Origin of the sequence: Streptomyces sp. NBC_00353 (assembly GCF_036108815.1) — a bacterium.
In the GTDB taxonomy this organism is placed as follows: domain Bacteria; phylum Actinomycetota; class Actinomycetes; order Streptomycetales; family Streptomycetaceae; genus Streptomyces.
Genome location: NZ_CP107985.1, coordinates 7,676,983 through 7,700,663 on the forward strand (window position 1 = coordinate 7,676,983; position 23,681 = coordinate 7,700,663).

Sequence of the window (23,681 nt, forward strand, 5' to 3'; positions counted from 1 at the left end):
TTCATCTGGGCAGGCCCCGGCAGCTCACGAGCTGCCGGGGCCTGCGGCAGGCCCTGCGCCTGCCGGCCGCAGGCGCAGGGCGACGACCTCAGGCCAAAAGGCCCTCTTGCGCCAGAAGTTGACGCCTTGAATACTCCCGAGCAGCGCTTGTCAGGGGCACGCCGTATCCGGAATGCGGACCGCGGCCGTGCGCCCGACTGCGCCTCACGGGTCCGACCACCCCACGGGCGGACCCCCGTTTCCCCTTGGGAGGAATCAGAAGTGAGGATCAAGCGCACTACCCCCCTCAGCGGCATGGCGAGACGAAGCAGGGTCGTCGCGATCTCCGCAGGCCTTGTCGCTGTCGCCGCTCTCGCCGTGCCCAGCGCCCACGCCAACTCCACCGGGACGTTCAGCGCCAACCAGCTCACCGCCGCGAGCGACGCCGTGCTCGGCGCGGACATAGCCGGAACCGCCTGGAACGTCGACCCGGCGACCAAGACCCTGCGGGTCACGGTCGACAGCACGGTCTCCCAGGCCGAGATCAAGCAGATCAAGAAGTCCGCCGGAGCCAACGCCGGCGCACTGCGGATCGAGCGCACGTCCGGCACCTTCAACAAGCTGCTCTCCGGCGGCGACGCCATCTACGCGCCCGGCTGGCGCTGTTCGCTGGGCTTCAACGTCCGTAGCGGCAGCACCTACTACTTCCTGACCGCCGGTCACTGCACCGACGGCAACCCGCCGTGGTACACCAACTCGTCGAACTCCACGAGCATCGGCCCGACGGTCGGATCGAGCTTCCCGACCAACGACTACGGCATCGTGCGGTACGACAACGCCTCGGTCGCCCACGCGGGCACCGTCGGCAGCCAGGACATCACCAGCGCGGCCAACGCCACGGTCGGTATGTCCGTCACCCGCCGCGGCTCCACCACCGGCATCCACAGCGGAACCGTCACCGCCCTCAACGCCACGGTCAACTACGGCGGCGGCGACATCGTCTACGGCATGATCCAGACAAACGTGTGTGCGGAGCCCGGCGACTCGGGTGGCCCGCTCTACTCCGGCACCAGGGCGATCGGACTCACTTCGGGCGGCAGCGGCAACTGCAGCTCCGGTGGTACGACGTTCTTCCAGCCGGTCACCGAGGCGCTCAGCGCATACGGCGTCAGCGTCTACTGACGCCCGGCACTTCACGCACTCTCTCGAAACCGCGTTCGGCAACGCCAGAGCCCCCGCCCGAATTCCGGGCGGGGGCTCCCGTTCACCCCGCGGCTTTTGAGAGGATGTGGGGGAGGACGGTCGCGCAGGAGCAACGGGGGCGGATGCTGTGCCTTCCGGAGGGATGCCCTCCGGAACCCCCGGCAGACACCCCAGGGGGTTCCAGTCCGTGAAACGCATCGGAGTGACCGGACATCGCAGCATCCCCGAGGAGGCGCATGCCCATGTGATGGCCGGGATACGAGCGGTGCTCTGCGGCTTCGACGGCTCCCTGGAGGCCCTCTCCAGCCTGGCTGTGGGAGCGGACCAGCTCTTCGCCGACCTGGCACTCGCCTGCGGGGCGGAACTGACTGTGGTCATCCCCAGCGGTGACTACGAGGCCTGCTTCGCCGACGGGCCCGAACTGGCCCGCTACCGAAGCCTCAAGGGCCGCGCGGCCCGCGAGGTCCGGCTGGACTTCCCGCACTCCACCGACGAGGCGTACTACGCGGCGGGCGCCTACATCGCCGACCACTGCGACCGGCTGCTCGCGGTGTGGGACGGCCGGCCGGCCCGCGGCTTCGGCGGCACGGGTGACATCGTGACGTACGCCCGGACGCTCGGCCGCCCGGTGACGGTGATCTGGCGCGACGGGGTCGAGCGCGCCTGACCGGTCGTCGCGAACCGCTTCGTATACGGGCGGGCCACCACGGACGGTTCCGTCACATCTGGTGTCGGGCGAGCCAGTCGGTGTGCTGCGGGGAGACGATGCGCTCGGTCTCGAAAACCGCCCGGGGCCACTGCCGTTCGGTGAGTGTGGTCTCCATCGCGACCTGCATCGACTCCAGATCCTTCTCCACCAGCGAATGGGCGGAGATCAGGGGATGGTGGCGGCGCATCTCGCTCCACGCCAGACAGGCCGCGGCAGCCGCGGACAGCACTCCGGTCGCGGCGAAGGACTGTCCGACGGAGAACATCCTCAACAGGGCAAGGACCAGAGCGAAGGCGGTCAGCGCGGCGATCGTGGTCGACCAGACCAGGGTGGCGCGCCGGGACACCTCCTGACGGCGACGGTACCAACTGCGCTGTTCGATCAGCCGATCCCGTACATATGTCTCCTTGCGTACGGTGAACGCTTTGTCCCGTAACTCGCGCATGGAATCCGTGATGAGTCCGCCCGAATCTGTCATACGCTCACGGGGGTCCGGCCACCCCACCTTCCGGAGCTCCTGCAGTCCCTCTTCGAGACGATTTGCGAACACTGCTTCGGGGTGCTGGGTGCCGGTGTCGAAAGGGGAGCCGTGCACCGAGTAACGCCAGCACATCGACTTGATGAACTCTGCCGCGGAGCGGTTTAATTGCCAATGCGACTTTGCTTTGCGGCGGGATGAGAGGTAGGTCGTGATCAGGACGCCCAGGTAGGCCAACACGCCGACGGAGTCGGTCAGTTGGAACGTGTCAGCAACCTCCCAGTGCCAGGGAAGCGCTGCCGGTATCGCGCCCGCGACCAGCAGGATCAGCTGCCAGCGGGTGGTATTCACCGCCTCCCGCTGCCGTGCGATCGCGATGGCGTCCGTGTGGTGAAAGAGCGCCGGTAGATCAGCGTTCCGGAAGACCAGGCTCTGCAGTGGTCCGGGAATCGCCGTCATCTTCACTCCCGTCTGCGGTTTTGTCTTCACTCATATGGCGGAATGGATGGTTCCGTTGTGTCTGGGGCGGTCCCACGTGACGCTCGCGTTGCAAGAGGGCGTCCTCAGTTGCCAACCGAGGCCATGAGAGTAAAGTCGTGCCGCCGGACACTGCAATGGTGCAGCTGGCCGGTGCAGTTTCCGTGTCCGGAACAATCCCCTCAAGGACGGCCGTGAAAAACTCTGAATCCTCCCTCTCCTTCGCCGTTGCGAAGAAGAGCCGTGTGCCGCTCGCCGAGATCGACGCGCGTGGCAAGGAAGCCGCCAGCAAGCTCGGGCGGGTGTTTGCCGCGTCCACCGGTCGCCCGACCCAGGCATCGACCTTCAACTCGGCTCTCTAGTCGCCCCTCCGGGCTGGCTAGACTGGTGGAATGACAGGACCCCTGGTCCCTTTCCGCGAAATCGTTCTCAAGGTTCACAGCAGGTGCGATCTTGCCTGCGACCATTGCTATGTCTATGAACATGCAGATCAGAGCTGGCGTACCCGTCCGAAAACTCTCTCTGACGAAGTCATCTTCCGGACTGCTCAGCGCCTGGCTGAGCATGCCAAGACACATGCACTGCCCTCCGTGTCAGTGATCCTGCACGGAGGGGAGCCTCTGCTGGCGGGGCCCGCGCGACTGAGGCGTATCTGCGAAGAGCTCACCGCCGCCTTCGACGGCGTCGCCGAGCTCGACCTCCGTATCCATACCAACGGTCTGCAGCTCAGCCCCCGCTATCTCGACCTCTTCAGCGAGTACGACGTCAAGGTGGGCATCTCCCTCGACGGTGACCGCGAAGCAAACGACCGGCACCGCCGGTTCGCCGACGGACGCAGCAGCCACCCCCTGGTCCTCAAGGCCGTCGAGCTGCTCCGTCAGGAGCGGTACCGCCACCTGAACCTCGGTCTCCTGTGCACGATCGACATCGAGAACGACCCGCGCGCGGTACTCGACGCCCTTGTCGAGCTCGATCCGCCGCTCATCGACTTCCTCCTTCCGCACGCCACCTGGGACGAGCCGCCGCCGCGCCCGGACGGCTCGCGCACCGCCTACGCCGACTGGCTCCTCGCGGTATTCGACCGCTGGCAGGAGCAGGGGCGCCCGGTGCCTGTGCGGCTCTTCTCCTCGGTCCTGTCCACACTGAGCGGTGGTCCCAGCCTCACCGAGTCCCTCGGGCTCGCCCCCACCGACCTCGTCGTCGTCGAGACCGACGGCCAGTTGGAGCAGGTCGACTCGCTCAAGAGCGCCTACGAGGGCGCGGCGGCCACCGGGTTCGACGTCTTCACGCACGCCTTCGATGAGGTCGCGGCCCATCCGGGGGTCCGCGCCCGGCAGCTCGGGCTGGACGGCGTCAGCGAGACCTGCCGCAGCTGCCCCGTCGTGCGTTCGTGCGGCGGCGGTCTGTACACCCATCGCTACAAGTCGGTGGATGCCGTGGATCCCGCCCGGGCGTTCGACCACCCTTCCGTGTACTGCGACGATCTCGAGGCACTGGTGCGCGGCATCGAGGAGCGGACATCGGCCGCCGCCGTACCGGCCGCGGTGGCGGACCCCGCCGAGCTGGGCGCCGAACAGCGGGACCTCACCCGCACCGCGCTCGCCGTGCTCCACAGCGACCTGGACGGACGCGGCGGCGACCACTGGGCGACCGCCTGGGAGCTGGCGTCGACGGTTGAGGGCTCCGAGGGCGGATCGCGAGGCCTGGACGAGGCGCTCGCGCACCCCTACGCCCGCAGCTGGCTGCATGACGCACTCTCCGCCGTGCACGAGGAGAGGCCGGACGCCGGGAGGGTCGCGTGGCGGCTGTCGTCGTACGTCGCGGCCGCCGCGGTCCGCGCCGGGCTCGATCTGACCGTACCGGTCGCCTACCGGGACGGCATGCTCGCCCTGCCCGGCCTCGGCTCGCTGCGGATCGACGGGCCGCAGGACGGCACGGCCCAGGTCCGCGTCACCGACGACGGCTTCCTGGTGCGCCGCGCGAGTGACGGCCGTCAGGGTGCTTTCGAACGGCGGATCGTGCGGGACGGGGCGGCCGGTCGGGACTGGTTCCCGGTACGCCGGCTCGGTGGCGGTGACGCACCCGGTGCGGCGCCCGGCTCGGCCCCCCGTTGGGTGCTCGACGACCTGGACCCGTACCGCGACTGCTTCCACGCCCGCCCGGCCGCCCGGCTCCGGCAGGACGAGGCCGACCGCCTCGGCGCCGGACTGGACCGGGCCTGGGCACAGATCGCGAAGCGCGCTCCGCGGCACGCCGCGGAGATGGCCGAAAGTCTGACCACGGTGACGCCACTGACCGGCCCGGCGCCGGGGGAGCCCTCGGTGGGGCGGCACGGGTACGGCGCGCTGGGCATCCGACCGGACGGCAGCGCCGAGCAGTTGCCGCACGCTCTGCTGCGTGGCTTTCGCCGGGCCAAACTCCGGGCGCTGCTCGATGTCACGGATCTTTACGCGGCGGACGGCTCCTGGGAACATCGGACGCCGTGGCAGGAGGAACTGGTTCCGTTTTCCCGGCTGCTGGCTGAAACGTACGAACGGGTGGCGCTCGGGGCATTTGAGCCGCATTATCTCGACGGCGTACCGCAGGCCATCGAAACGCTGGAGCGCGCGGCCGAGCTCACCGTCAGCGGAAAGCAGCTGCTCGACCTGATGAGAAAAGAGGTCTGAGGCGAGGATTCCGGTTCAGTCCGGACTCCGGCACACACGGGACAACCGGGAGGGGACGACCCACGGGCGAATTCGATCAAGGACGCGATCGATGGCGTCGGGCACGGATGACTGAAAAGGGGCGTTGAATGACCGAACGCCATGGGGGTGGAGCAAGGTCCGCTCCGGAATGATGAATTCGCTCGCATTCTTTTCACTCCTCGGGTGCGGGTGCTCACACAGGACGGGGGTCGTGTGCACGCAACAACGCAGCAGCGAGCGGCGGACCATCGGCCGTACTTCTTCTTGAGTTACGCACATACACCGGGGTACGGCGGTGGAACGGACCCCGATATGTGGGTCGAACGGCTCTTCCAGGATCTCTGTGGCCATGTGGTGGCCATGACCGACCTGCCCGCGGGCGCGCCCGCCGGCTTCATGGACCGCGAGATACGCTCCGGCGAGGGCTGGTCGGAACGGCTCGGCGAGGTGCTCGCCACCTGCAGGGTGTTCGTCCCGCTGTTCTCGCCCCGCTACTTCGCCAGCGAGATGTGCGGCAAGGAGTGGTACGCCTTCGCCCAGCGAGCCATCCACTACCGGGCCCGCCACAACCAGCCCGCCGAGGCCATCGTCCCGGCCCTGTGGGTGCCGGTGCCGCCCAGCCAACTGCCTGGCCCCGCCGAGCGGTTACAGTTCAACCACCGCGACTTCGGGGACCGTTACGTCAGTGACGGGCTGTACGGACTGATCAAGCTCAGACTCTTCGCCGAGGAGTACGAGCGGGCGGTGTACGAACTCGCCAAACGCATAGTCAACGTCGCCGACACCATGCGGATCGGCACCGGCCGTCCCGTCGACTACCGCCTCGCCCCTAGCGCCTTCGGCTCACCGAGCAGCGGAGTGACCGGCCCCCGCCCCATGCAGGTGACCATTGCGGCGGCCACCCGCCACGACCTCCCCGAAGGGCGCAGCGTCGACTACTACGGCGACAACCCGCAGGACTGGAACCCCTACCACCCCGCCTCGGCACGGCCCCTGGCCTACGTCGCCGAGGACCTGGTGCGCTCCCTCAACTACCAGGCCACCATCGCCTCCTTCGACGAGGAGTCCGGGCCCCCGGAGGGCAAACAGCCGCCCAGCAGACCGGAGATCCTGCTCGTCGACCGCTGGGCCCTGCAGGACGAGGACCGGCGCCGGCGGCTCGCCGCCTTCGACGCCGAGAATCGCCCGTGGGTGACGATGGTCGTGCCGTGGAACCGCGAGGACCCCCAGAGCAGAGCCGCCGAGGCCGAGCTGACCGCGAAGCTCGAACAGACGATGCCGACCAAGATGCGCCAGGGCCGGGCTTACTGCCGCGCCGCCGCCCGGGGAGTACCGAGCATGGAGGCCTTCGGCCAGGTCCTGCCGCAGGTGGTCGAGGCGGCGGCCCAGCAGTACCTGAGACATGCCGCGGTCTACCCACCCGCGACGGGCGGCGGACACACCGAACGGACCCGGCTGACCGGGCCGATGGCACAGACGCACTTCATACCGGAGACACACCACCCTGCGACGGATGCGGAGGACACGGATGACGGCCAGTCGTGACGGGCGCATCGTCACCTTCTACTCGTACAAGGGCGGTACGGGGCGCACCATGGCCCTGGCCAACACCGCCTGGATACTCGCCGCCAACGGCAAACGGGTACTGGCCGTCGACTGGGACCTGGAGGCGCCGGGACTCCACCGGTTCTTCCACCCGTTCCTCGACCCCTCGACCCTCGGCGCCACCACCGGCGTCATCGATCTGATCACCGAGTACGCCTGGGCCGCGACCAGCCCGGTCCAGCGGGCCGACGACTGGCACCGCGACTACGCCCGGATCCAGCCGCACGCGGTCTCCCTCACGCCCGAGACGCTCGGCTGGGAGTTCCCACAGGGCGGAACGCTCGACTTCGTCTCCGCCGGACGACAGAACCGTGAGTACTCCGCGACCGTCTCCACCTTCGACTGGGACAACTTCTACGACCGGCTCGGCGGCGGCCACTTCTTCGACGCCCTGCGCGATGACATGAAGGCCAACTACGACTACGTCCTCATCGACAGCCGTACCGGCCTCAGCGACATCGCCGACATCTGCACCGTCCATCTGCCCGACGTCCTCGTCGACTGCTTCACCCTCAGCGACCAGTCCATCGACGGTGCCGCTTCCGTCGCCCGGCAGATCTCCGAGCGCTACACCGGCCGCCCCATCTCGATCTTCCCCGTCCCCATGCGCATCGACGAGGGCGAGAAGGAGAAGGCCGACGCAGGACGGGCGCTGGCCCGGCTGAAGTTCGACCGGCTGCCGCGCGATCTGTCCGGCGACGAACTCACCGCCTACTGGGGTGCGGTGGAGATTCCGTACCGTCCCTACTACGCCTACGAGGAGACCCTGGCCACCTTCGGCGACGAGGCCGGTCTCACCAACTCGCTGCTCTCCGCTTTCGAACGGCTCACGTCCGTCATCACCGACCAGCAGATCACCTCGATGCCGCCGGTCGGCGAAGAGGTACGGCTGCGCATCCGCGACGCGTTCACCCGGCGCAGGCCCGCGCTGCCCGCCGACCTGTTCCTCAGCTATGTGGCGGAGAACCGGATGTGGGCCGACTGGATCGAATCAGTCCTCACCCGGGCCGGGTTCCGTGTTGTGCCGCGCGACGTGTCCGCCGAACGAGAGGCTTTGGAACCGGTGTCCTCGGTCGCCGAGAACGCGACCCGTACCGTGGTGCTGCTCTCCAGCGCCTACCTCAAGTCGCAGCGTGCGGTGACGCTCTGGGACCGGGCCGTCGCCGATGACCCCGGCGCCGCCCGGCGCCAGTTGCTGCCGCTCAGGGTCGGTGACGTACGGCTGTCGGCGCCGTACATCGACCGCAACCCGGTCGACCTCTTCCGGCTCGACGAGGTGCACGCCACGACCGCGCTGCTGCGCGCCCTGGACCGGCCCGTCCAGCTCACCGACGGTGTCTCGCCCGGACCGCGCTTCCCCGGGACCGTCCCGAGGATCTGGAACGCACCCCCGCGCAACCCCGGCTTCACCGGCCGCTCGCTGGTCCTGGAGCGGATGCGCGACCAGCTCGGCGGCGGGATGGCTGTCGTACTGCCCCAGCCGCAGACCCTGTACGGGCTCGGCGGCGTCGGCAAGACCCAGGTGGCCCTGGAGTACGTGCACCGCTTCATGGCCGACTACGACCTGGTGTGGTGGATATCGTCCGAGCAGATCGACGACGTGGTGGCCGGGCTCGCCGAGCTCGCCGTCCGCCTCGGCGCCCAGGGCGGCGACGACATGGCGGCCGCCTCCCAGGAGGCCGTCGATCTGCTGCGGCGCGGGGTTCCCTCGGACCGTTGGCTGCTGGTCTTCGACAACGCGGACGACCCCGAACGGCTGCGGCGCTACTTCCCGCAGGGCGGCTCCGGCCACATCCTGGTCACCTCCCGGAACCAGGCATGGTCCCAGCACGGCGATGCGCTGCCCGTCGATGTCTTCCTGCGGGAGGAGTCCATCGAGCACCTCCAGCGCCGCGCCCCCGGGCTGAGCGACGAGGACGCCGCCCAGGTGGCCACCGCCGTCGGTGACCTGCCGCTCGCCGTCGAACAGGCGGCCGCCTGGATCGCGGAGACCGCCACCCCGATCGACACCTATCTGGAGCAGCTGGCCCAGCAGGCCCCCGAGGTTCTGGCGCTCAACCAGCCCGCCGGCTACCCGGAGCCGGTCGCCGCGACCTGGAACATCTCCATCGAACGTCTCAAGGAGCGTTCACCGGCCGCGGTGCGGCTGCTGCAGCTCTGTGCCTTCTTCGCCCCCGAGCCGATCTCGGGGAACCTCCTGTACAGCAAGGAGATGATCGAGGCGCTCAAGCCGTACGACGCATCGCTCCAGGAGAAGCTGGTGCTGGGCCGGGTCATCCGGGAGATCGGCCGGTTCGCCCTCGCCAAGGTGGACCAGGTCTCCAACTCGATCCAGGTGCACCGTCTGGTACAGGCCGTCATCCGGGCGCAGCTCAGCGAGGAGGAGCAGCAGGATGCCCGGCATGTCGTGCATCGCATTCTGGCGGGCGCCCGGCCCGATGACGACGAGCCGATCGACAACCCGTCGACCTGGCCGCAGTTCGCCACCATCTGGCCGCATCTCGGCCCGTCCGACGCACGCAACTGCAAGGAGCCCGAAGCACGCAGGCTCCTGATCGACCGGGTCCGCTATCTGTGGAAGCGCGGCGACTTCAGGACGGCCACCACACTCTGCGAGGAGCTGCGCGCCCTCTGGAAGGAGACGCTGGGGGAGCGGGACATCCAGTACCTCTACCTCTGCTTCCACCTCTCCAACATCTACCGCTCGCGCGGCCGTTACGTGGAGGCGAGGGAGCTCGACGAGATCACCCTCAGCCGGCAGCGGGAGATGCTGGGACCCGAGCATCCGCACACGTACATGAGCACCAGCAGCCTCGCGACGGACCTCGGCACGCTGGGGGAGTACACCAGGGCGATCGAGCTGGCGACCGAGGCCACCGAGGGGTTCAGCCAGATCTTCCACGATTCGCACCCGAGGACGCTGGCCGCGGCCAACAACCTGGCGTTCACCCTGCGGGTCGTCGGCCAGTACGCCAGGGCCCGCGAGATCGACCAGGACGTGTACGACCGGCGCGTGGAGGTGCTCGGCGCGGAGCATCCGTACAGCTTGTCCTCCGCCATGAACCTGGCCCGCGATTTGCGTGACGTCGGACGGTACGAGGACTCCGTCTCCATCCTCAGCCGTACGTACGACAGCTACAAGGCGACCCTCGGGCGCGCCTTCCCCGGCACGCTGAGCGCGGCGAAGAGCCTCGCGGTGTCACTGCGCAGGGCGGGCAGACTGGAGGATGCCCGCAGGCTCACGGTGGCCACCCGCGCCAGGTACCGGGCCAAATACACCTCGGCCAACCCCGAATCGCTGGCCTGCGACCTCAATATGGCGGCCGACCTGTTCGCGGCGGGCGAGGCGACCGAGGCAAGGGACGCTGCGCAGGAGGTCGTCGACCAGTACATGAAGGTGCCGGGGGAGAGGCACCCGTACACCCTGGCCGCTCTGAACAACCTCGGCGTCTACCACTCGGGGGCCGGAGCGGCGGAGGAGTCGGAGAGAGTGCTGACCCGGGTGGTCGCCACGATGCGGGAGGTGTACGGACGCGAGCACCCCAACACGCTGTTCTGTGTGATGAACCTGGCCAACGCGACGGCCGAACGGGGTGATCTCGAACTTGTGCTGGAGACCGAACGGCGGGTGGCCGGACAGCTCCGGGACGTGCTCGGGGCGCACCACCCGGAGACCCTCGCGATGATGTCGAACATGGCGGTGACGCTCGACGCGCTGGGACGCAAGGACGAGGCGCTGCGGGTCAGATCGGAGACTGTCGAGGAACTGTCCCGGCAGCTCGGTGACGACCATCCGCTGACCCGGATCGCCCGGGAGGAGGAACGCTTCCAGCGCGAACTGGAGCCGCTCGCGGTGTGAGCCGTGGGAGCGTCCGGCCACCGCCGGACGCTCCCGGTCTCCCGGTCCCGCCTCTCACCCGGCTCTCACCCGGCTCTCACTCGGCGGGTGTGTCCAGCAGCCAGGTGAGGATCCGGGGGAGCGCGTGCAGCGCGTCGAAGTGTGCGGCCGCCGGTTCCAGCACGACGGTGGCGTGCGGGATGCGTTCGGCCAGCCAGCGTGAGTGACCGACCGGTGAGAACACGTCCTTCTCACCGTGCCACAGCAGCACCGGACCCGTGATGTCCGCCGGGTCGAACCCCCACGGGCGGCTGAACGCGATCGCGTCGTCGATCCAGCCGTACGCCGAAGTGCGCAGTCCTTCGCGGTAGTTGTTCAGCAGCATGGAGCGAACCCCGGCGTCGTTCACCACCATCCGGTCGGAATCCGTCAGCTCCCGGCGCAGATCGTCGATGAGCCGAACCGGATTCTGTCTGATCACCGCGGACCGGGAGATGAACGACTCCGCCAGTCCGTCCGGGTCGGCCGCCGCCGTGGAGTACGCCAGCACATTGGAGGCGGCCATCCCGTCGAACCAGTCGAGGCCGTCCGCGCCCCAGGGGGCCAGCCCGACCAGTGCGGCGGTACGGGTGACCCGCTCGGGCATCAGCGCGGCGCAGGCCAGCGCGTGCGAGGCGCCGCCGGAGCGGCCCACCACGGCGAACTTCTCCAGCCCGATATGGTCCGCGATGGCCCGTACGTCCTCCACGACATCGGCGACGCGGCGGCCCGGCAGCCGGTCGGAGCCGCCGTATCCGGGCCGGTCGTAGGTGATCAGCTGTGTCTTGCGCTGGTACAGCACCATGCCGCGTGGAGCCGGACCGAGCCGGCTGCCGGGTGTTCCGTGCAGCAGAAAGACCGGTCTGCCCCGCGGATCCCCCAGACGTTCCACCAGCAGATGCCGCCCGTCCGCCGCGCGCACCCGACTGCGCACTCCGTGCCTCCTCAGCTCGGTGCGGGCACCGCGTGCCCGGCTTTTCCTGACGATTCGATGATTACCCATCAGTGGCCTTATAGAGGCCCCATGTTGAGGTAAACCCTGGGCGCCTGTCCGACGGCGGCGTGAACCGGACGCACAGGGGCCAATACCGGACAGGTCCAGTCCTCACCCGCTGCCGACCGGCTGGTTGCACGCGGTGTTCGCAAACGGAACCGACATGGTGTGACACCGGATAAGTGAACGCGGCGCGGCGAAACGGTGGTGTCGTGTGTGCGTCCTGAAGTCGACCTTGTGTGCTATCGGCCCGGTCGGAATAGTGGGCGGCTCCATCCTCCGTACACAGACACCCCACTTGCCTGTGTGCGGCCCCCACAGGAGGTCGAAGTTGAAGCATCGGCGCATATCCAGGAAGCGTGCGGTGATGGCCGGATCGGCCGTTGTCGCCCTGGTCGCAGCGGGAGTCACGTTCCAGAGTGCGAACGCCAGTGACGACGTACCGCAGTTCACCGCCCGGACCCTGACGGCGAACGCGGCCGGAAAGCTCGCCACCGCTCTCGGACAGGATCTGGGCGGCGACGCGGCCGGCTCGTACTACGACGCCAAGTCGAAGAACCTGATCGTGAACGTGGTCGACCGGGCCGCCGCCGAGCAGGTGCGGCAGGCGGGCGGCAGGGCCAGGGTCGTGACGAACTCGCTCGCCGAGCTGACGTCGGCCCGGCAGACCCTCACTGCCAAGGCCACGATCCCCGGCACCTCATGGGCCGTCGACCCGGTCAGCAACAAGGTGGTCGTCACTGCCGACCGTACGGTCGACGGTGCGGCCTGGGACAGACTCGGCGCGGTCGTCGACCGGCTGGGCGGCAAGGCCGAACTCAAGAAGACCGCCGGGGAGTTCAAGCCGTTCATCGCGGGCGGCGACGCGATCTGGGGCAACGGCGGGCGCTGTTCGCTCGGTTTCAACGTGGTCAAGGACGGTGAGCCGTACTTCCTGACCGCGGGACACTGCACCGAGGCGATCAGCAGCTGGTCCGACTCGCAGGGCGGCGCGGAGATCGGTACGAACGCGGGCTCCGAATTCCCGGGCAACGACTTCGGGCTGGTGAAGTACACCTCCGACACACCGCACCCCAGTGAGGTCGACCTCTATAACGGCTCCACCCAGCCGATCGCCAAGGCGGGCGAGGCGACCGTCGGCATGACGGTGACCCGCAGCGGTTCCACCACCCAGGTGCACGACGGCCAGGTCACCGGACTCGACGCCACGGTGAACTACGGCAACGGCGACATCGTCGAAGGCCTCATCCAGACGACGGTCTGCGCGGAGCCGGGCGACAGCGGCGGCTCGCTCTTCGCTGGCGACACCGCGATCGGCCTGACCTCCGGCGGCAGCGGTGACTGCTCCTCGGGCGGCGAGACGTTCTTCCAGCCGGTGCCGGAAGCGCTGGCGGCGTTCGGGGCCGAGATCGGCTGATCAGGCGGGTTCTCGGGGCGCTGTCCCTGTTCGTTGGCCGGCTCCGGAGACGGGCCAGGCCAACGAACGACCGGCGTGACGGTTGCGCGGGAATCATCCGGTCGGCCGGCGCATCGGCAAATGAGCTCTCCCGCCTCAGTTGGGCGAGGCCCTATGGTGGTCTGGTCGGCCTCACTTGTGAGGCCGACCATGTCCGCAGGGCTGTTGGCGATGGTCAGGCGGCCCGGGTCGGTCCGTCGGAGCTCGCCTTGGCCGGTGCCACGCCGAAGATGTCCACGGCGTGGTAGTAGGTCCATGCCGTGCTGTTGCACGCGGTGAGTGTCGCGCCGGAGTAGGCGGCGCATACGCGCTTGAGGTCCGCATAGAACGCGGAGTCGATGCGCGATTTGTTGGCGGAGAAGGTGCCGGCGGCCTTGTAGTTGCGGTAGCCGAAGTCATGCCGGGCGCAGGCCGTTTGGAAGGGGAAGTCGAACGGGTTGTCGGGCGAGCTGCTGCAGTAGTCCGTCGACCAGTCGAAGCCGTACGCGGCCCAGGCGCCCTGGTTGTTGCGGGCGGTGTTCCAGGCGTTGTAGCTGGAGAGGCTTGTCTGAGTCCAGGAGCTGAGGACCTGTGGCTTGTCCGCAGGGGCGGCCGAGGCGGATGCGGCGGGCAGCAGAGCAAGTGGGAGCGACAGGGTGACAGCGGCAAGCGGAACGGCGAAGCGGCGACGCATGTGCAACCTCCGTGGCATGAAAGGGAGTTGTGGCGGCCGTGCTCCTCGTGGGTCTCCTGAGGCTGCTCCAGAATGACGCCATGTACCTGCCATGCCTAGGGCATGCGTGAGTTGGACACCGATCATTTGGCCGCAGGTCGGGCAGCTGTCATACAGGGGCTGCCCAGGCCGCAACGGCGTGTGGATCAGGGGGCCTTCGACTCCAAGTGGTACGTCGTGTCGACCCAGAATCCGTTCGCGGCCCTGGCCTTGATCTCCAGTACGTACTGACCGGGAGTCAGCGACGCGATACCGCCCCAGATGCCCCATGCGTAGCGCTGGGTGAGCCCCGTCCTGAACGGCGCGGAGAACTCCTGCAATGGCAACGGAATGCCGTTGAGCGATGCCGTGGCCTCTGCCACCGTCATGGACTGAGGGATCCTCGAGTACGACCTGGTGTGCTGCATATTGAGCACCGGGAAGAAGACCGGCCGGTCCGAGGGGATCGCGCAGCGCCGCACCACCTGGCCGCCGTAGGTGCCGGCGAGGAACCAGAGGTCGTCAGGCTGCTTCCAGGCGGCGTGCTCGCCTGTTGTGTCCCGGACCGGGCTGAGGTCCTCAGGGGCGGATATGGCCCATTTCCACCACCGGCCCGCCAGTTCCCCGCCCTCGTTGTCGCTGAGCTTCCACGTACTGTCGACCGACTCCGCACCGCTCATGAGGCCCCTCCCGCGTACAGCCCCTGATCTGGGGCTCGTCTCAGACGAACGGACACTACCCGGGGCGGATCAAGGGCTCGGCGGCGACCTGTGCGACTGGTTGCATCCAGGGCAAGCAGTGCCGCGGAGTAGATCCTCCGGAAGTCCCGACGTCGACCGCGGCAGGCCAGCCGCAGGGCCGTCTGACAGCTATGGCGATGACCTGCCACGCCATCGACGCACGCGGGGTTGGTCTGATTCGTCGCTCCTTCCACATCAGTGACGTCGAGCATCGCCACCTCGACAAGATCGCCGACATACTCGACGAACTGGGCGGTGGGCACGCGCGGCCCATGGCCGCGTCTCGGCGACCGGGGGCAGTGTGCCGGACAACTGCTCGGCATGGGCGACGGGTTTGCGCAGGTCACCGACGGTCGGTTCACGGCCGTTCTTGGGATACGGCTTCAGCGAACGGGTGGCATGCGCTCATCATCTCCGGATGTCTTGGTGTTCACACCCTGTCAATTCGCCACTCCTACCTTCCGAAAGCGTGCGACCCCGCCGCCGGTCGGCGGCGGGCAAGTCACCACCTCCCCTGGAGTGACAAGTGGAACGTCGCAATTTCCTTCGTGGAGCGGTCATCGGCGGTTCGGTCGCGGCCTTCGGCGGAACCCTGATGCACGGCGCCGCCTACGCGGCCCCGGCTCAGCCCGGTTCCGGACCGTACGGGGCGCTGGGTGCGGCGGACGCCAACGGCATACAGCTGCCTGCCGGGTTCACCAGCAGGGTCGTCGCCCGGTCCGGCCGGAAGGTCGGCTCCACCAACTACACCTGGCACAACGCCCCTGACGGCGGTGCCTGCTTCGCCGACGGCACCGGCTGGATCTACGTCTCCAACTCGGAGATCAACCCCTCCGGCGGCGCGAGCGCGGTCAAGTTCTCCTCGTCCGGCGCGACCATCGGCGCGTACCGGATCCTCTCCAGCACCCGGCAGAACTGCGCGGGTGGCGCCACCCCGTGGAACACCTGGCTCTCCTGCGAGGAGGTCAGCCTCGGGTACGTGTTCGAGACCGACCCGTGGGGTGTGAACGCGGCCGTCCGCCGGGACGCGATGGGCAAGTTCAAGCACGAGGCGGCTGCGGCCGACCCGGTCCGCAAGGTGATCTACCTGACCGAGGACGAGACCAACGGCTGCTTCTACCGTTTCATCCCGACGACCTGGGGCAACCTGTCCGCCGGTACGCTCCAGGTGCTGAAGGCCGGCACCGCCACCTCCGGTTCGTTCACCTGGGCGACCGTGCCGGACCCGGACGGCGCCCCGACCGTGACCCGTGACCAGGTCTCCGGTGCCAAGCGATTCAACGGCGGTGAGGGCTGCCACTACTCGAACGACACCGTCTGGTTCACCACCAAGGGCGACAACCGCGTCTGGCAGGTCAACCTGGCCACGAACACCTATGAACTCGCCTACGACGACTCGCTGGTGGTGGGCGGCGGTGCCCCGCTGACCGGTGTCGACAATGTCACCGGCTCCTCCTCCGGTGACCTGTTCGTTGCCGAGGACGGCGGCAACATGGAGATCTGCATCATCACGCCCGACGACGTGGTGGCTCCCTTCGTGCGGATCACCGGCCAGTCCTCCTCCGAGATCACCGGACCGGCCTTCTCGCCCGACGGCAAGCGGCTGTACTTCTCCAGCCAGCGCGGTACGACCGGCAGCTCGTCCGCCGGCATCACGTACGAGGTGACCGGTCCCTTCCGGGCGTAGGCACCTTCGGCTGGGCGCTGCCTCTCAACAGGGCGGCGCTCAGCCGCGTCACCGTGTGTGCGGCACGGCGTCACCGCGTGTGCACGGTGGTGCCGTGCCGCAGGGTGATTACCAGGCCCGCCTCTCGCAGCGCGATCGTGCTCTCCGAGCGGGCGGCAGGGGACGAGGTGCCCGACGAGTTCGCGGCGGCCCGGAAGGAGCTGCTGGACTGCGATCCGATTCGATGAGGACGGGAAACTGCCCCGCGGCAGCCTCGACGAGCCGGCGCCGACACTCGTCGCCGGCCTGATCTCCGAGCTCCGGTCGAGCCGGCGGCCCCGGGCGGTGGCGCGCCCGCCAGGCCTCACTGCTGGGCTGCGGCACTCCAGGCGCCCTGCAAGAAGTCCGAGGCATCCGCCAGTTCCGGCAGCGCGATGCCGTGTCCGAGCCCCGGATAACGGCGTTCCGCAAGGCGGGCGCCCGACTTCTCGCGCAGCCATTCACCCGTCCTGGCCACAAGGTCGGCCGGGATCACCGGATCCGCGTCATCCCGCCCCCAGAAGACCGGCACCCCGGCCAGGCGTCCCGGCTCCTCCGGCAGGCCCGCGTCCCACGGCAGCGTGCCGGACAGGAGCACGGCGGCGGCGAATTTCTCCGGGCGGGCGAGCAGCAGACCGCCCGCCATCGCCATGCCGCCCGAGAAGCCGAGAAGCGAGACCGAGGTGTGCCCCGCGGCCTCGGCGTCGAGCCAGCCGAACAGCCAGTCGGCGGTCGCGGCGATGGAGTCGGGCAACGGGCGCCCGATGCCCCGGTTGGCGAACCACGCGTATCCAGCACCCTCGGCCAGTGGGGCGCGGACGAAGGCCGCCGTGGCGCCCTGCGGCAGATGTGGCGCGAGCTGCGCGAACGACGCCTCGTCCGCCCCCCGCCCGTGCAGGGCGACGACGAGCGGCGTGCCGGGCCTGTGGGCGGGCTCGACGGACCAGCGGATGGTGGGGCCGACGGTGTACGGCATAGCGGCAACTCCTGGTGCACGTACGGGACGTGGTCGCAGCCGACCGCTGTGCACAAGCGGGGAGCCGAAGCGGCGCCGCGGTCCGGCCGGCCGCGGCGCCGACCTTACACGAATTGCTTGAAAGTTGAAGCAAGGGCGATGGTGAGTTAGCTTGAAGTTTCAAGTTCATGCCCCGCGCAGCGTCGCGCGGCCCTTGCCCCCCGCCCCACGAGGAGCCCCTCCCTTGACCACTCCTGCCACCACCCTGTCCCGCCCCGCCGCCGCGGCCGAGAAGGCCCCGGCCGCCCCCGCCCGCGCCTATGACATCGGCCTGCTCGTCCTGCGCCTCGCACTCGGCCTGATCATGGCCGCGCACGGCACCCAGAAGCTGTTCGGCTGGTTCGGTGGGGGCGGCATCGACGGCACCGGGCAGTTCTTCGCGGCCACCGGCTACCCCTCACCGAGGGCGTTCGCCGTCGTGGCCGGGCTCAGCGAGACCCTCGGCGGTCTCGGCCTCGCGCTCGGCCTGCTCACTCCGCTCGCCGCCGCGGCCGTCGCGGGCACTCTTGTCAACGCGATCTCCGTCAAGTGGGGCGGCGGTTTCTTCGCCCCGGAGGGCGTCGAGTACGAGATCCTCATCGCCCTGACCGCGGTGACGCTCGCCCTGACCGGCCCCGGCCGGATCGCCGTGGACCGACTGCTGCCCTGGCTGCGCTCACACCGGGTCGCCTACGGCGTCGCCGCGATCGTGCTCGGTGCCGTCGTGGCCGGCGTCACGCTGCTGCTGCGTCACTGAGGCAGGGCTCCCACAGCCCTCTCCGGTCCGACGGTCAGCGCCGGGCCGGCCGTCAGCGCTCCGGCTCCGGCACGCGGTGATCATGCTGGAGCCGGAGACCGGGCTCAGGCCCGGCGGGCCAGGTCCAGCGCCGCCGTGTGGACGAACCAGTCCAGCACCTCGCAGATGACGGGCGCAGTTCCAGTTTCGCCTCAGGTAGTTGGATGCCGTCGATCTTGTTGAGGCGCTGCAACAGTTCGCGGCGTTGGTCAGTCTCGTTGAACGGGCTACGGTCCTTGAGATACTGGAAGACGACCTCGGCGGTGCCGGTGACCGGGTAGAGGGCAAGCGGCCACATCAGGTGGGGGCGGTCGCTGGTACCGGCGTCGAGCGTGGGGAAGCAGCTCGTCTCCTCGTGGCGACCGTAGTCAAGGTAGCCACCCTGGTGACGCCAGAAGTCGAGGGTCGTGGTCACCCCGGCCACTGCCTCCGGCCAGTGTTCCTGCAACTGGCTGCGGAAGCGCTCGGCCGGCTCCGCGTTCTCGCCGTCCGGCAGGGGATCGTGCGAGGTCTGCTGGGCGACGTCCTTGCCCAGCAGGGTGGCCAGTTCCGCGGCCGTCAGGCGCTGGGACCGGTTTGCCCGGCCGTACCGGTCGAACTGCACGCCCTCGCTCTGCAACAACTCCTGCGGAGGTATGCGGTCACTGTCGTCGGCCCAGCGGAACGAGGGCGAGATCTTTCCCTCGGAGTTCAGTACGCGATAAGCGCCGATCGCCGTCGGGTTGGCCGACAAGTAGGCGCCGACAGGACCGGGTGGCTGCCGATGAACTCGGCGACATCGCCGTACGCCGTCCATGTGCCGCTGGGCATCGCGACCAGCGCTGCCCGCAGCTCCGTCCAGCTCGACGACTCCTCGCCGGCCGGGCGGAACCCACCGCTCGACCGCCGCTTCCTCGTCCCGCTCGCCGGGGACAAGGACCAGGTGCTCACACCGGTCGGTCTGCTGTCGTGAGCAGACGGAGTTTCGAGGCCGCGGCCGAGGCAGCGGCTACGGCCCTCGGTCCCTCCCGTACGAAGGACCTGGCCGGTCTGTTGGCCCGGGGGCACAGCAGGGAACGGGCTCTGACCGAACTTGCGACGCCGGGAGTCCGGGAGGCCGTCGCGAAGCTGTACGAGGCGCTGGAGGAGAACTCGCTGCCCTGTCCGGAAGCCGCGGCCTACCTGCGGGGCTATGTCGCGGCGCAACTGCGTGCTCGGGACGCGGTCCAGGTCAGAACGGTGTGGAGCGGGCCCTCCACGCCCGCGGTACCGGTGCGGGCGACCGCTCAGGTACTGGTCGAGGTCATCAACGATGCTTGTGACGAGCTGCTCGCCATGACCTATGCGGCCCGCCCCTATCCGGCGCTGACGCAGGCCCTGACCGAGGCCGCCGCCAGAGGCGTGCAGACGCATGTGGTGGTCGAGACGCTGGCCGGCGCGCGCGGTCTCCTTTCTGGCCGGGAGCCGGCCGGCGCGTTCGCATCCGTACCCGGATTGCGTCTTTGGCACTGGGTACGCGACCCGGACGCCGACTCCTATGCGCGCCAACACGCGAAACTCGCGGTTGCCGACCGACGTGTTCTCTTCCTGGGCAGCGCGAACCTTACGGAGTCGGCTGCCCGACGCAACATCGAGGCGGGCGTTCTGGTACGTGGCGGAGATGGGCCGCAACGGGCGGCCGAGCACATCGCGGAGTTGCAGCGCCGGGGGGTGCTGCAACCGCTCCACGTGTGACGGGCGCTGGGTGTGTCTTGGGGCCGGGGCCGGGGCCCCTCAGACGAGGGCCGAGCCGCCGGGGGTTGCCGCTTCCCTGGGGCCGACCGGCCCCAGGGAAGCGGCAGGAGCCACGGGGGCAGCGGGCCCACTGCTGCTATGCGGAAGGCTCGGCCGATGCCTTCACCACGGGCTTCTTCGCCAGCGGGTCGTTTTCGCAGCCGAGTGCGTCGGTGGCTCTGCGGGTCATGAGGTAGAGGAAGGTGACCTGCTGATCCACCGTCTTCTGCTGGACGTCGGTCCCGTTGAGCAGGGTGTTGGAAGCCTGTCCCTGGAGCAGCACCTCCTGGGACGGCTTCTTGAGGTCGCCGGGCATCCGGCACGGCACGGTGAGCCGTGAAACGAGGTCGTTGGCTTCGACAGTCGCGCCGTTCACGTCGTAGTGGCTGAGCTTCCCCGGAAGCTTGTCCACGTCGCGCGCCTCGGTGTCCTGCGGAACCCAGGAGAACTCGATGCGCAGTCTCTTGGAGCCGAAGGTGTTCCTCGGAGCGAACGAGCAGGTGGTCTGAGACGACGTCGGCGTGCTCAGGTCTTCTCCCAGTCGTTCCTGCATGCCTTCGACCAGATCCGAGGTCGGAGCGAAGACAGTGGACTTGAGCTCGTCCGCCTTCAGCACAGCGCGCACCGCTTTTCCCTCGGCGGAGGAAGCGGGTACGTCACAGAACTCCTTCTCCGGGGCGGCGTTGTCATCTGCTGTGCACGCGGATGCGCCGAGCGAGAGAAGGGCTATCGCTGTGAGCGCCAAGCCCTTGCGGGACCGGACCGGCCTCCGGACCTCAGAGGTGTGCCCCTGCGGCGTCTCTTCCGATGGCGTAACCAGCAGCTGCATCGTCCCTCGCCTCATTGAACGGCCCATTGCCCTTGATTCCTCTCTGCTCGCCCCATTCGTCGATCAGGCGAGTGGTTCCGTCCATACCCCGGCCGTAGTTCTCGCTGGAATCCTGCTTGCCCTGCTGCTCGGCTGCCTCGACGACATCCTTGGTCCAGTCGTACTTGAATGAATCGATCAACGCGCCACCCGCGGTGCTCACTACGGGGATCTCGCCTATGAGCCCGTTGGCTCCGATGGCTGAATACTCGGCGGTGTCCTCGGCCCATTCGACCTTGTCGTCTTCCTTGTCCTGGTAGACATCGGCGCCGATTCCGTTGATGGCCCCCATCGCCGTGCCGACCTGCTGGCTCCGGTGGTTCCAGTCCGAGCTGGCCCCGTGGATCCCGTTGCCCTCGTAGTCCGGTGCATCGGCAAGTACCCCGGCGGCGTAGGCGCGTTCGGATTCATACAGGAGTGAATAGGACGGCGCGTCGTCCGAGATACCCCGCATGACACGTATGAGGCTGCCTTGGCCCACGGCGATGTGCGCCTTGTCGCCGGACCCGTAGACGGAGTCCTTACCGGCGACGCCGCCGTAGTCCGATTCCTGGCCGTTCAGGATGATGTGCGTGTCGGGCACATAGTCCGCCAGGGCCTTGGCCATCGGCTGGCGCAGGTTTTCCAGGTCCTCGGGGAACTCGTCCCCGCCCATCTCGTCGTCCAGGTAGCGGATGGCGTTGTGCATGACGCGTGCCTGGCCCTCGGTGTGCGGACCCGCCTCGCCCAGCTTCTCTCCCGGTTCGTGGCCGGTGGCGGCTGCCTGGATGGCCGCCCCCAGGCCCGTGGCCTTGCCGGGGTCATCGACGTCCATGACCGCGCCCGGCCCGGAGAAGTACTCGTCGGGCCATTCCTTGCGGTCCGTCAGCAGGTATTTCAGGTGGTCGTTCTTGTTCCCCTCGGCCTCCGGGTCGAGGAAGTAGGTGGCCGTGTCCGGATCCTTGCTCATGATCCCCAGGATTCCGTCCAGCGGATCGTTCGCCAGCGTGGGGCGGCCGGCGTCGACGTGGTGAAGCCAGACATTCGGATTGGCCTTCTCGGCGTCGATGATGTCGTTCGCGACGTCGTTGAGGAACTGCTTCCCGTACCCGCTGCCGTGCTGCATGAGGGTGACCGCGGTCTGGTAGCCGTTCACCGGCCGCAGGTTGTCACCGATGTTGTCCGTACCTGCGTCCTTGAGCCCCTCGACGAAGGGCTTGTACGCGTAACCGGTCGGATCCTTCGTGCCCGAGGCCACGGCGTTCGCAAGGCTGGTGCTGATCGAGTTGTAGAGCTTCTGGTCTTCCTTCGAAGCGCCTCTCTCGTTGGCCGCCAGCTCCATCCTGTCGGCCAGGTCCAGGGTGCCTTTCGCACCGAGGCCGTTCAGATAGGCCTCGCTGAAATGCTTGTCCTTGGAATTCTGGTTCATGATGTCGCGGTAGTGCTTCAGCTCCTTCTCGGAAGCATCACCGGAACGGACCTTCTCCGTGAGGTTGAGGGCCTCAACGGCCTCGACGTCGTTGACCGGCTTCGAATTGAATCCGAAAAGCGCCGGGTTGTCGGCCCCCGATGCCTGCAGCAGGGCCACCTTGATGTCGTGATCGTATTCGGTCACGGCCTTGACCGCGTCAGCGATCTTCTGCGTGTAGGAATGCTCCACGTCGGGAAGGTCCGGGTCGTGCTGGATGCTGTACTTCGTCCGGGCGTCGACCTTGCTGAAGTCATAGCTCGCGACGCCTTGGTCCGAGACCTTCATGCCGGCTTCCTTGGCCTCCGCGACAGCGGACTTGACCCGTCCGATCAGCTCGGTGAGCTGGCCGTGGGCGTCACGAAGGAGCGACTCCAGGGCTCGTGCCTCTTTTTGCGCGGCGTCGTACTCACTGCGTGTCAAAGCGAAGTTGGTGGAGGATACGGAGGCGCTCTCGCCCGTCCAGAGCTGCCCCTTGGATATGCTCTGTACATCGTCCTCGTAGAGGTCTTCGAGCGTCTTGAATTTGCCCGCCATTGTTTTCCAGCCGTCCGCCGCCGTGGTGAGTGCGGACAGCTTTATATGCATGGTCTCGTCGTACGTTGGCATCGTTCCCCCTAGATACCCGACACTTTGGACTTCACCGAGTTGAAACCGGCCTCGGTTTCCAGGTCGTTGTTACTGAAAAGAACTGCCGTGTTCCGGAGTGCCGACTTCTCCTGGCCCAGGCGCCCCATCAGCCGCTTGACCTGCTCGTCCCAGTGGGCGTGGGCCTTCTCGAGCCCGGCGGCCGTCTCCCAGCCCTTGAACTCGGCGACGGCTCCGCGGACGGATTCGTCGGCGGCGTCGGCCGCAGTCCTGGTGCCGGGCTCGAGGTTTTTCTCGATGCTGTTCGCCGCCTTCTTCTTCTTGGCGGGCGTGGTCGCCAGGTCCGGTGAGGTGCTGCTGCCCAGCAAGGGCGGCTGCGTCGTGGCCCCTTGGTCGGCGGGGAGCTGGTTCAACTGCATCTGCGACGAGTGACGCTCGATCACCTCGCCCTTCTGCTGAGCCCACTCTTCCTCGAACGACATGGGTCCCCCTGGCTGCTTTCACTCATTGCCGGACTGTTCGGTGTGATCACCCTACCGAGTGGTCCACGCCCGGAGCCTCGGCGGCATTGCACCTGTAACCAACTCCATTCGGGCCGTATTTGCTGCCTGTAGTCCCCTCTGGGGTCATTTACG

21 protein-coding genes are annotated in these 23,681 nt (G+C 68.2%); 12 read left to right on the forward strand and 9 right to left on the reverse strand.

Features of this window, described 5'->3' with window-relative positions; all coding sequences use genetic code 11:
- Positions 1 to 261 precede the first annotated feature (261 nt).
- Together OHA88_RS34635 and OHA88_RS34640 are read left to right on the forward strand one after the other, a co-directional pair.
- Positions 262 to 1,161, forward strand: a complete 900-nt coding sequence (locus OHA88_RS34635; protein ID WP_267005951.1) for a S1 family peptidase — start codon at positions 262 to 264, stop codon at positions 1,159 to 1,161.
- Positions 1,162 to 1,369: 208 nt separating this feature from the next.
- Positions 1,370 to 1,849 (forward strand): hypothetical protein, encoded by a 480-nt coding sequence (locus OHA88_RS34640; RefSeq protein WP_030977230.1) that lies wholly within the window; start codon positions 1,370 to 1,372, stop codon positions 1,847 to 1,849.
- A gap of 52 nt (positions 1,850 to 1,901) precedes the next feature.
- Here the strand turns inward: OHA88_RS34640 and OHA88_RS34645 are convergent, their stop codons facing one another.
- Positions 1,902 to 2,828: a DUF4231 domain-containing protein gene (locus OHA88_RS34645; protein ID WP_328628392.1), complete on the reverse strand. Its 927-nt coding sequence runs from the start codon at positions 2,826 to 2,828 to the stop codon at positions 1,902 to 1,904.
- A gap of 212 nt (positions 2,829 to 3,040) precedes the next feature.
- Between OHA88_RS34645 and fxsA the strand changes: the two genes are divergently transcribed.
- The 4 genes from fxsA to fxsT all read left to right on the forward strand — a co-directional run bounded on the left by fxsA (position 3,041) and on the right by fxsT (position 10,997).
- A complete protein-coding gene (gene fxsA / locus OHA88_RS34650) occupies positions 3,041 to 3,208 on the forward strand; it encodes an FxSxx-COOH cyclophane-containing RiPP peptide (protein ID WP_063756058.1) in 168 nt (55 codons plus the stop codon).
- A gap of 30 nt (positions 3,209 to 3,238) precedes the next feature.
- On the forward strand, positions 3,239 to 5,512 hold the full coding sequence (gene fxsBH, locus OHA88_RS34655; protein ID WP_328628393.1) for a radical SAM/SPASM protein FxsBH, inactivated beta-hydroxylase extension form: 2,274 nt from the start codon (positions 3,239 to 3,241) through the stop codon (positions 5,510 to 5,512).
- A gap of 210 nt (positions 5,513 to 5,722) precedes the next feature.
- Complete coding sequence (gene fsxC, locus OHA88_RS34660; RefSeq protein WP_328629863.1) at positions 5,723 to 7,078, forward strand: FxsC protein; 1,356 nt, start codon at positions 5,723 to 5,725, stop codon at positions 7,076 to 7,078.
- A complete protein-coding gene (gene fxsT / locus OHA88_RS34665) occupies positions 7,062 to 10,997 on the forward strand; it encodes an FxSxx-COOH system tetratricopeptide repeat protein (RefSeq protein WP_328628394.1) in 3,936 nt (1,311 codons plus the stop codon). Before fsxC ends, fxsT begins: the two co-directional genes overlap by 17 nt.
- 76 nt (positions 10,998 to 11,073) lie before the next feature.
- On the opposite strand, the gene OHA88_RS34670 is transcribed toward fxsT, so the two are convergent.
- Positions 11,074 to 11,949 (reverse strand): alpha/beta fold hydrolase, encoded by an 876-nt coding sequence (locus OHA88_RS34670; RefSeq protein ID WP_030918025.1) that lies wholly within the window; start codon positions 11,947 to 11,949, stop codon positions 11,074 to 11,076.
- 391 nt (positions 11,950 to 12,340) lie between these two features.
- Here OHA88_RS34670 and OHA88_RS34675 point away from each other — a divergent pair, with 391 nt between their 5' ends.
- Positions 12,341 to 13,426: a S1 family peptidase gene (locus tag OHA88_RS34675; protein ID WP_328628395.1), complete on the forward strand. Its 1,086-nt coding sequence runs from the start codon at positions 12,341 to 12,343 to the stop codon at positions 13,424 to 13,426.
- Between the two features lie 214 nt (positions 13,427 to 13,640).
- Here OHA88_RS34675 and OHA88_RS34680 read toward each other — a convergent pair whose 3' ends face one another.
- Positions 13,641 to 14,138 (reverse strand): phospholipase, encoded by a 498-nt coding sequence (locus OHA88_RS34680; protein WP_328628396.1) that lies wholly within the window; start codon positions 14,136 to 14,138, stop codon positions 13,641 to 13,643.
- A 185-nt stretch (positions 14,139 to 14,323) separates the two neighbouring features.
- Entirely contained in the window at positions 14,324 to 14,836 is a 513-nt protein-coding gene (locus tag OHA88_RS34685) for a hypothetical protein (RefSeq protein WP_328628397.1), read from the reverse strand.
- A 586-nt stretch (positions 14,837 to 15,422) separates the two neighbouring features.
- Here OHA88_RS34685 and OHA88_RS34690 point away from each other — a divergent pair.
- Together OHA88_RS34690 and OHA88_RS34695 are read left to right on the forward strand one after the other, a co-directional pair.
- Positions 15,423 to 16,583: an alkaline phosphatase PhoX gene (locus OHA88_RS34690; protein WP_328628398.1), complete on the forward strand. Its 1,161-nt coding sequence runs from the start codon at positions 15,423 to 15,425 to the stop codon at positions 16,581 to 16,583.
- 104 nt (positions 16,584 to 16,687) lie between these two features.
- Positions 16,688 to 16,810, forward strand: a complete 123-nt coding sequence (locus OHA88_RS34695) for a hypothetical protein (protein WP_328628399.1) — start codon at positions 16,688 to 16,690, stop codon at positions 16,808 to 16,810.
- Positions 16,811 to 16,926: 116 nt separating this feature from the next.
- On the opposite strand, the gene OHA88_RS34700 is transcribed toward OHA88_RS34695, so the two are convergent.
- On the reverse strand, positions 16,927 to 17,577 hold the full coding sequence (locus tag OHA88_RS34700) for an alpha/beta hydrolase (protein ID WP_328628400.1): 651 nt from the start codon (positions 17,575 to 17,577) through the stop codon (positions 16,927 to 16,929).
- A gap of 223 nt (positions 17,578 to 17,800) precedes the next feature.
- Between OHA88_RS34700 and OHA88_RS34705 the strand changes: the two genes are divergently transcribed.
- Complete coding sequence (locus OHA88_RS34705) at positions 17,801 to 18,352, forward strand: DoxX family protein (protein ID WP_443044317.1); 552 nt, start codon at positions 17,801 to 17,803, stop codon at positions 18,350 to 18,352.
- Positions 18,353 to 18,404: 52 nt separating this feature from the next.
- On the opposite strand, the gene OHA88_RS34710 is transcribed toward OHA88_RS34705, so the two are convergent.
- The gene (locus OHA88_RS34710) at positions 18,405 to 19,124 is read right to left on the reverse strand and encodes a hypothetical protein (protein WP_328628401.1); all 720 of its coding nucleotides are present in this window, start codon (positions 19,122 to 19,124) and stop codon (positions 18,405 to 18,407) included.
- Positions 19,125 to 19,154: 30 nt separating this feature from the next.
- On the opposite strand from OHA88_RS34710, the gene OHA88_RS34715 reads away from it, so the two are divergent.
- Positions 19,155 to 19,343: a hypothetical protein gene (locus OHA88_RS34715; RefSeq protein ID WP_328628402.1), complete on the forward strand. Its 189-nt coding sequence runs from the start codon at positions 19,155 to 19,157 to the stop codon at positions 19,341 to 19,343.
- On the forward strand, positions 19,340 to 20,104 hold the full coding sequence (gene drmC / locus OHA88_RS34720) for a DISARM system phospholipase D-like protein DrmC (protein WP_328628403.1): 765 nt from the start codon (positions 19,340 to 19,342) through the stop codon (positions 20,102 to 20,104). Before OHA88_RS34715 ends, drmC begins: the two co-directional genes overlap by 4 nt.
- A gap of 136 nt (positions 20,105 to 20,240) precedes the next feature.
- Here drmC and OHA88_RS34725 read toward each other — a convergent pair whose 3' ends face one another.
- The 3 genes from OHA88_RS34725 to OHA88_RS34735 form a co-directional block, all read right to left on the reverse strand.
- Positions 20,241 to 20,768 carry a hypothetical protein gene (locus tag OHA88_RS34725; protein WP_328628404.1) on the reverse strand — a complete coding sequence of 176 codons (528 nt, stop codon included), beginning with the start codon at positions 20,766 to 20,768 and terminating at the stop codon, positions 20,241 to 20,243.
- Between the two features lie 151 nt (positions 20,769 to 20,919).
- A complete protein-coding gene (locus tag OHA88_RS34730) occupies positions 20,920 to 23,067 on the reverse strand; it encodes a hypothetical protein (protein WP_328628405.1) in 2,148 nt (715 codons plus the stop codon).
- 8 nt (positions 23,068 to 23,075) lie between these two features.
- Entirely contained in the window at positions 23,076 to 23,528 is a 453-nt protein-coding gene (locus OHA88_RS34735; RefSeq protein ID WP_328628406.1) for a hypothetical protein, read from the reverse strand.
- Positions 23,529 to 23,681 lie beyond the last annotated feature (153 nt).

Excerpts from the sequence above, each read along its gene's own strand:
- OHA88_RS34735 (WP_328628406.1), bottom strand. The coding sequence starts at position 23,528 with ATGTCGTTCGAGGAAGAGTGGGCTCAGCAGAAGGGCGAGGTGATCGAG.
- OHA88_RS34680 (WP_328628396.1), bottom strand. The coding sequence starts at position 14,138 with ATGCGTCGCCGCTTCGCCGTTCCGCTTGCCGCTGTCACCCTGTCGCTC.
- fxsBH (WP_328628393.1), top strand. The coding sequence starts at position 3,239 with ATGACAGGACCCCTGGTCCCTTTCCGCGAAATCGTTCTCAAGGTTCAC.
- fxsT (WP_328628394.1), top strand. The coding sequence starts at position 7,062 with ATGACGGCCAGTCGTGACGGGCGCATCGTCACCTTCTACTCGTACAAG.
- OHA88_RS34700 (WP_328628400.1), bottom strand. The coding sequence starts at position 17,577 with ATGCCGTACACCGTCGGCCCCACCATCCGCTGGTCCGTCGAGCCCGCC.
- OHA88_RS34715 (WP_328628402.1), top strand. The coding sequence starts at position 19,155 with ATGAACTCGGCGACATCGCCGTACGCCGTCCATGTGCCGCTGGGCATC.
- OHA88_RS34645 (WP_328628392.1), bottom strand. The coding sequence starts at position 2,828 with ATGACGGCGATTCCCGGACCACTGCAGAGCCTGGTCTTCCGGAACGCT.
- OHA88_RS34730 (WP_328628405.1), bottom strand. The coding sequence starts at position 23,067 with ATGCCAACGTACGACGAGACCATGCATATAAAGCTGTCCGCACTCACC.
- OHA88_RS34685 (WP_328628397.1), bottom strand. The coding sequence starts at position 14,836 with ATGAGCGGTGCGGAGTCGGTCGACAGTACGTGGAAGCTCAGCGACAAC.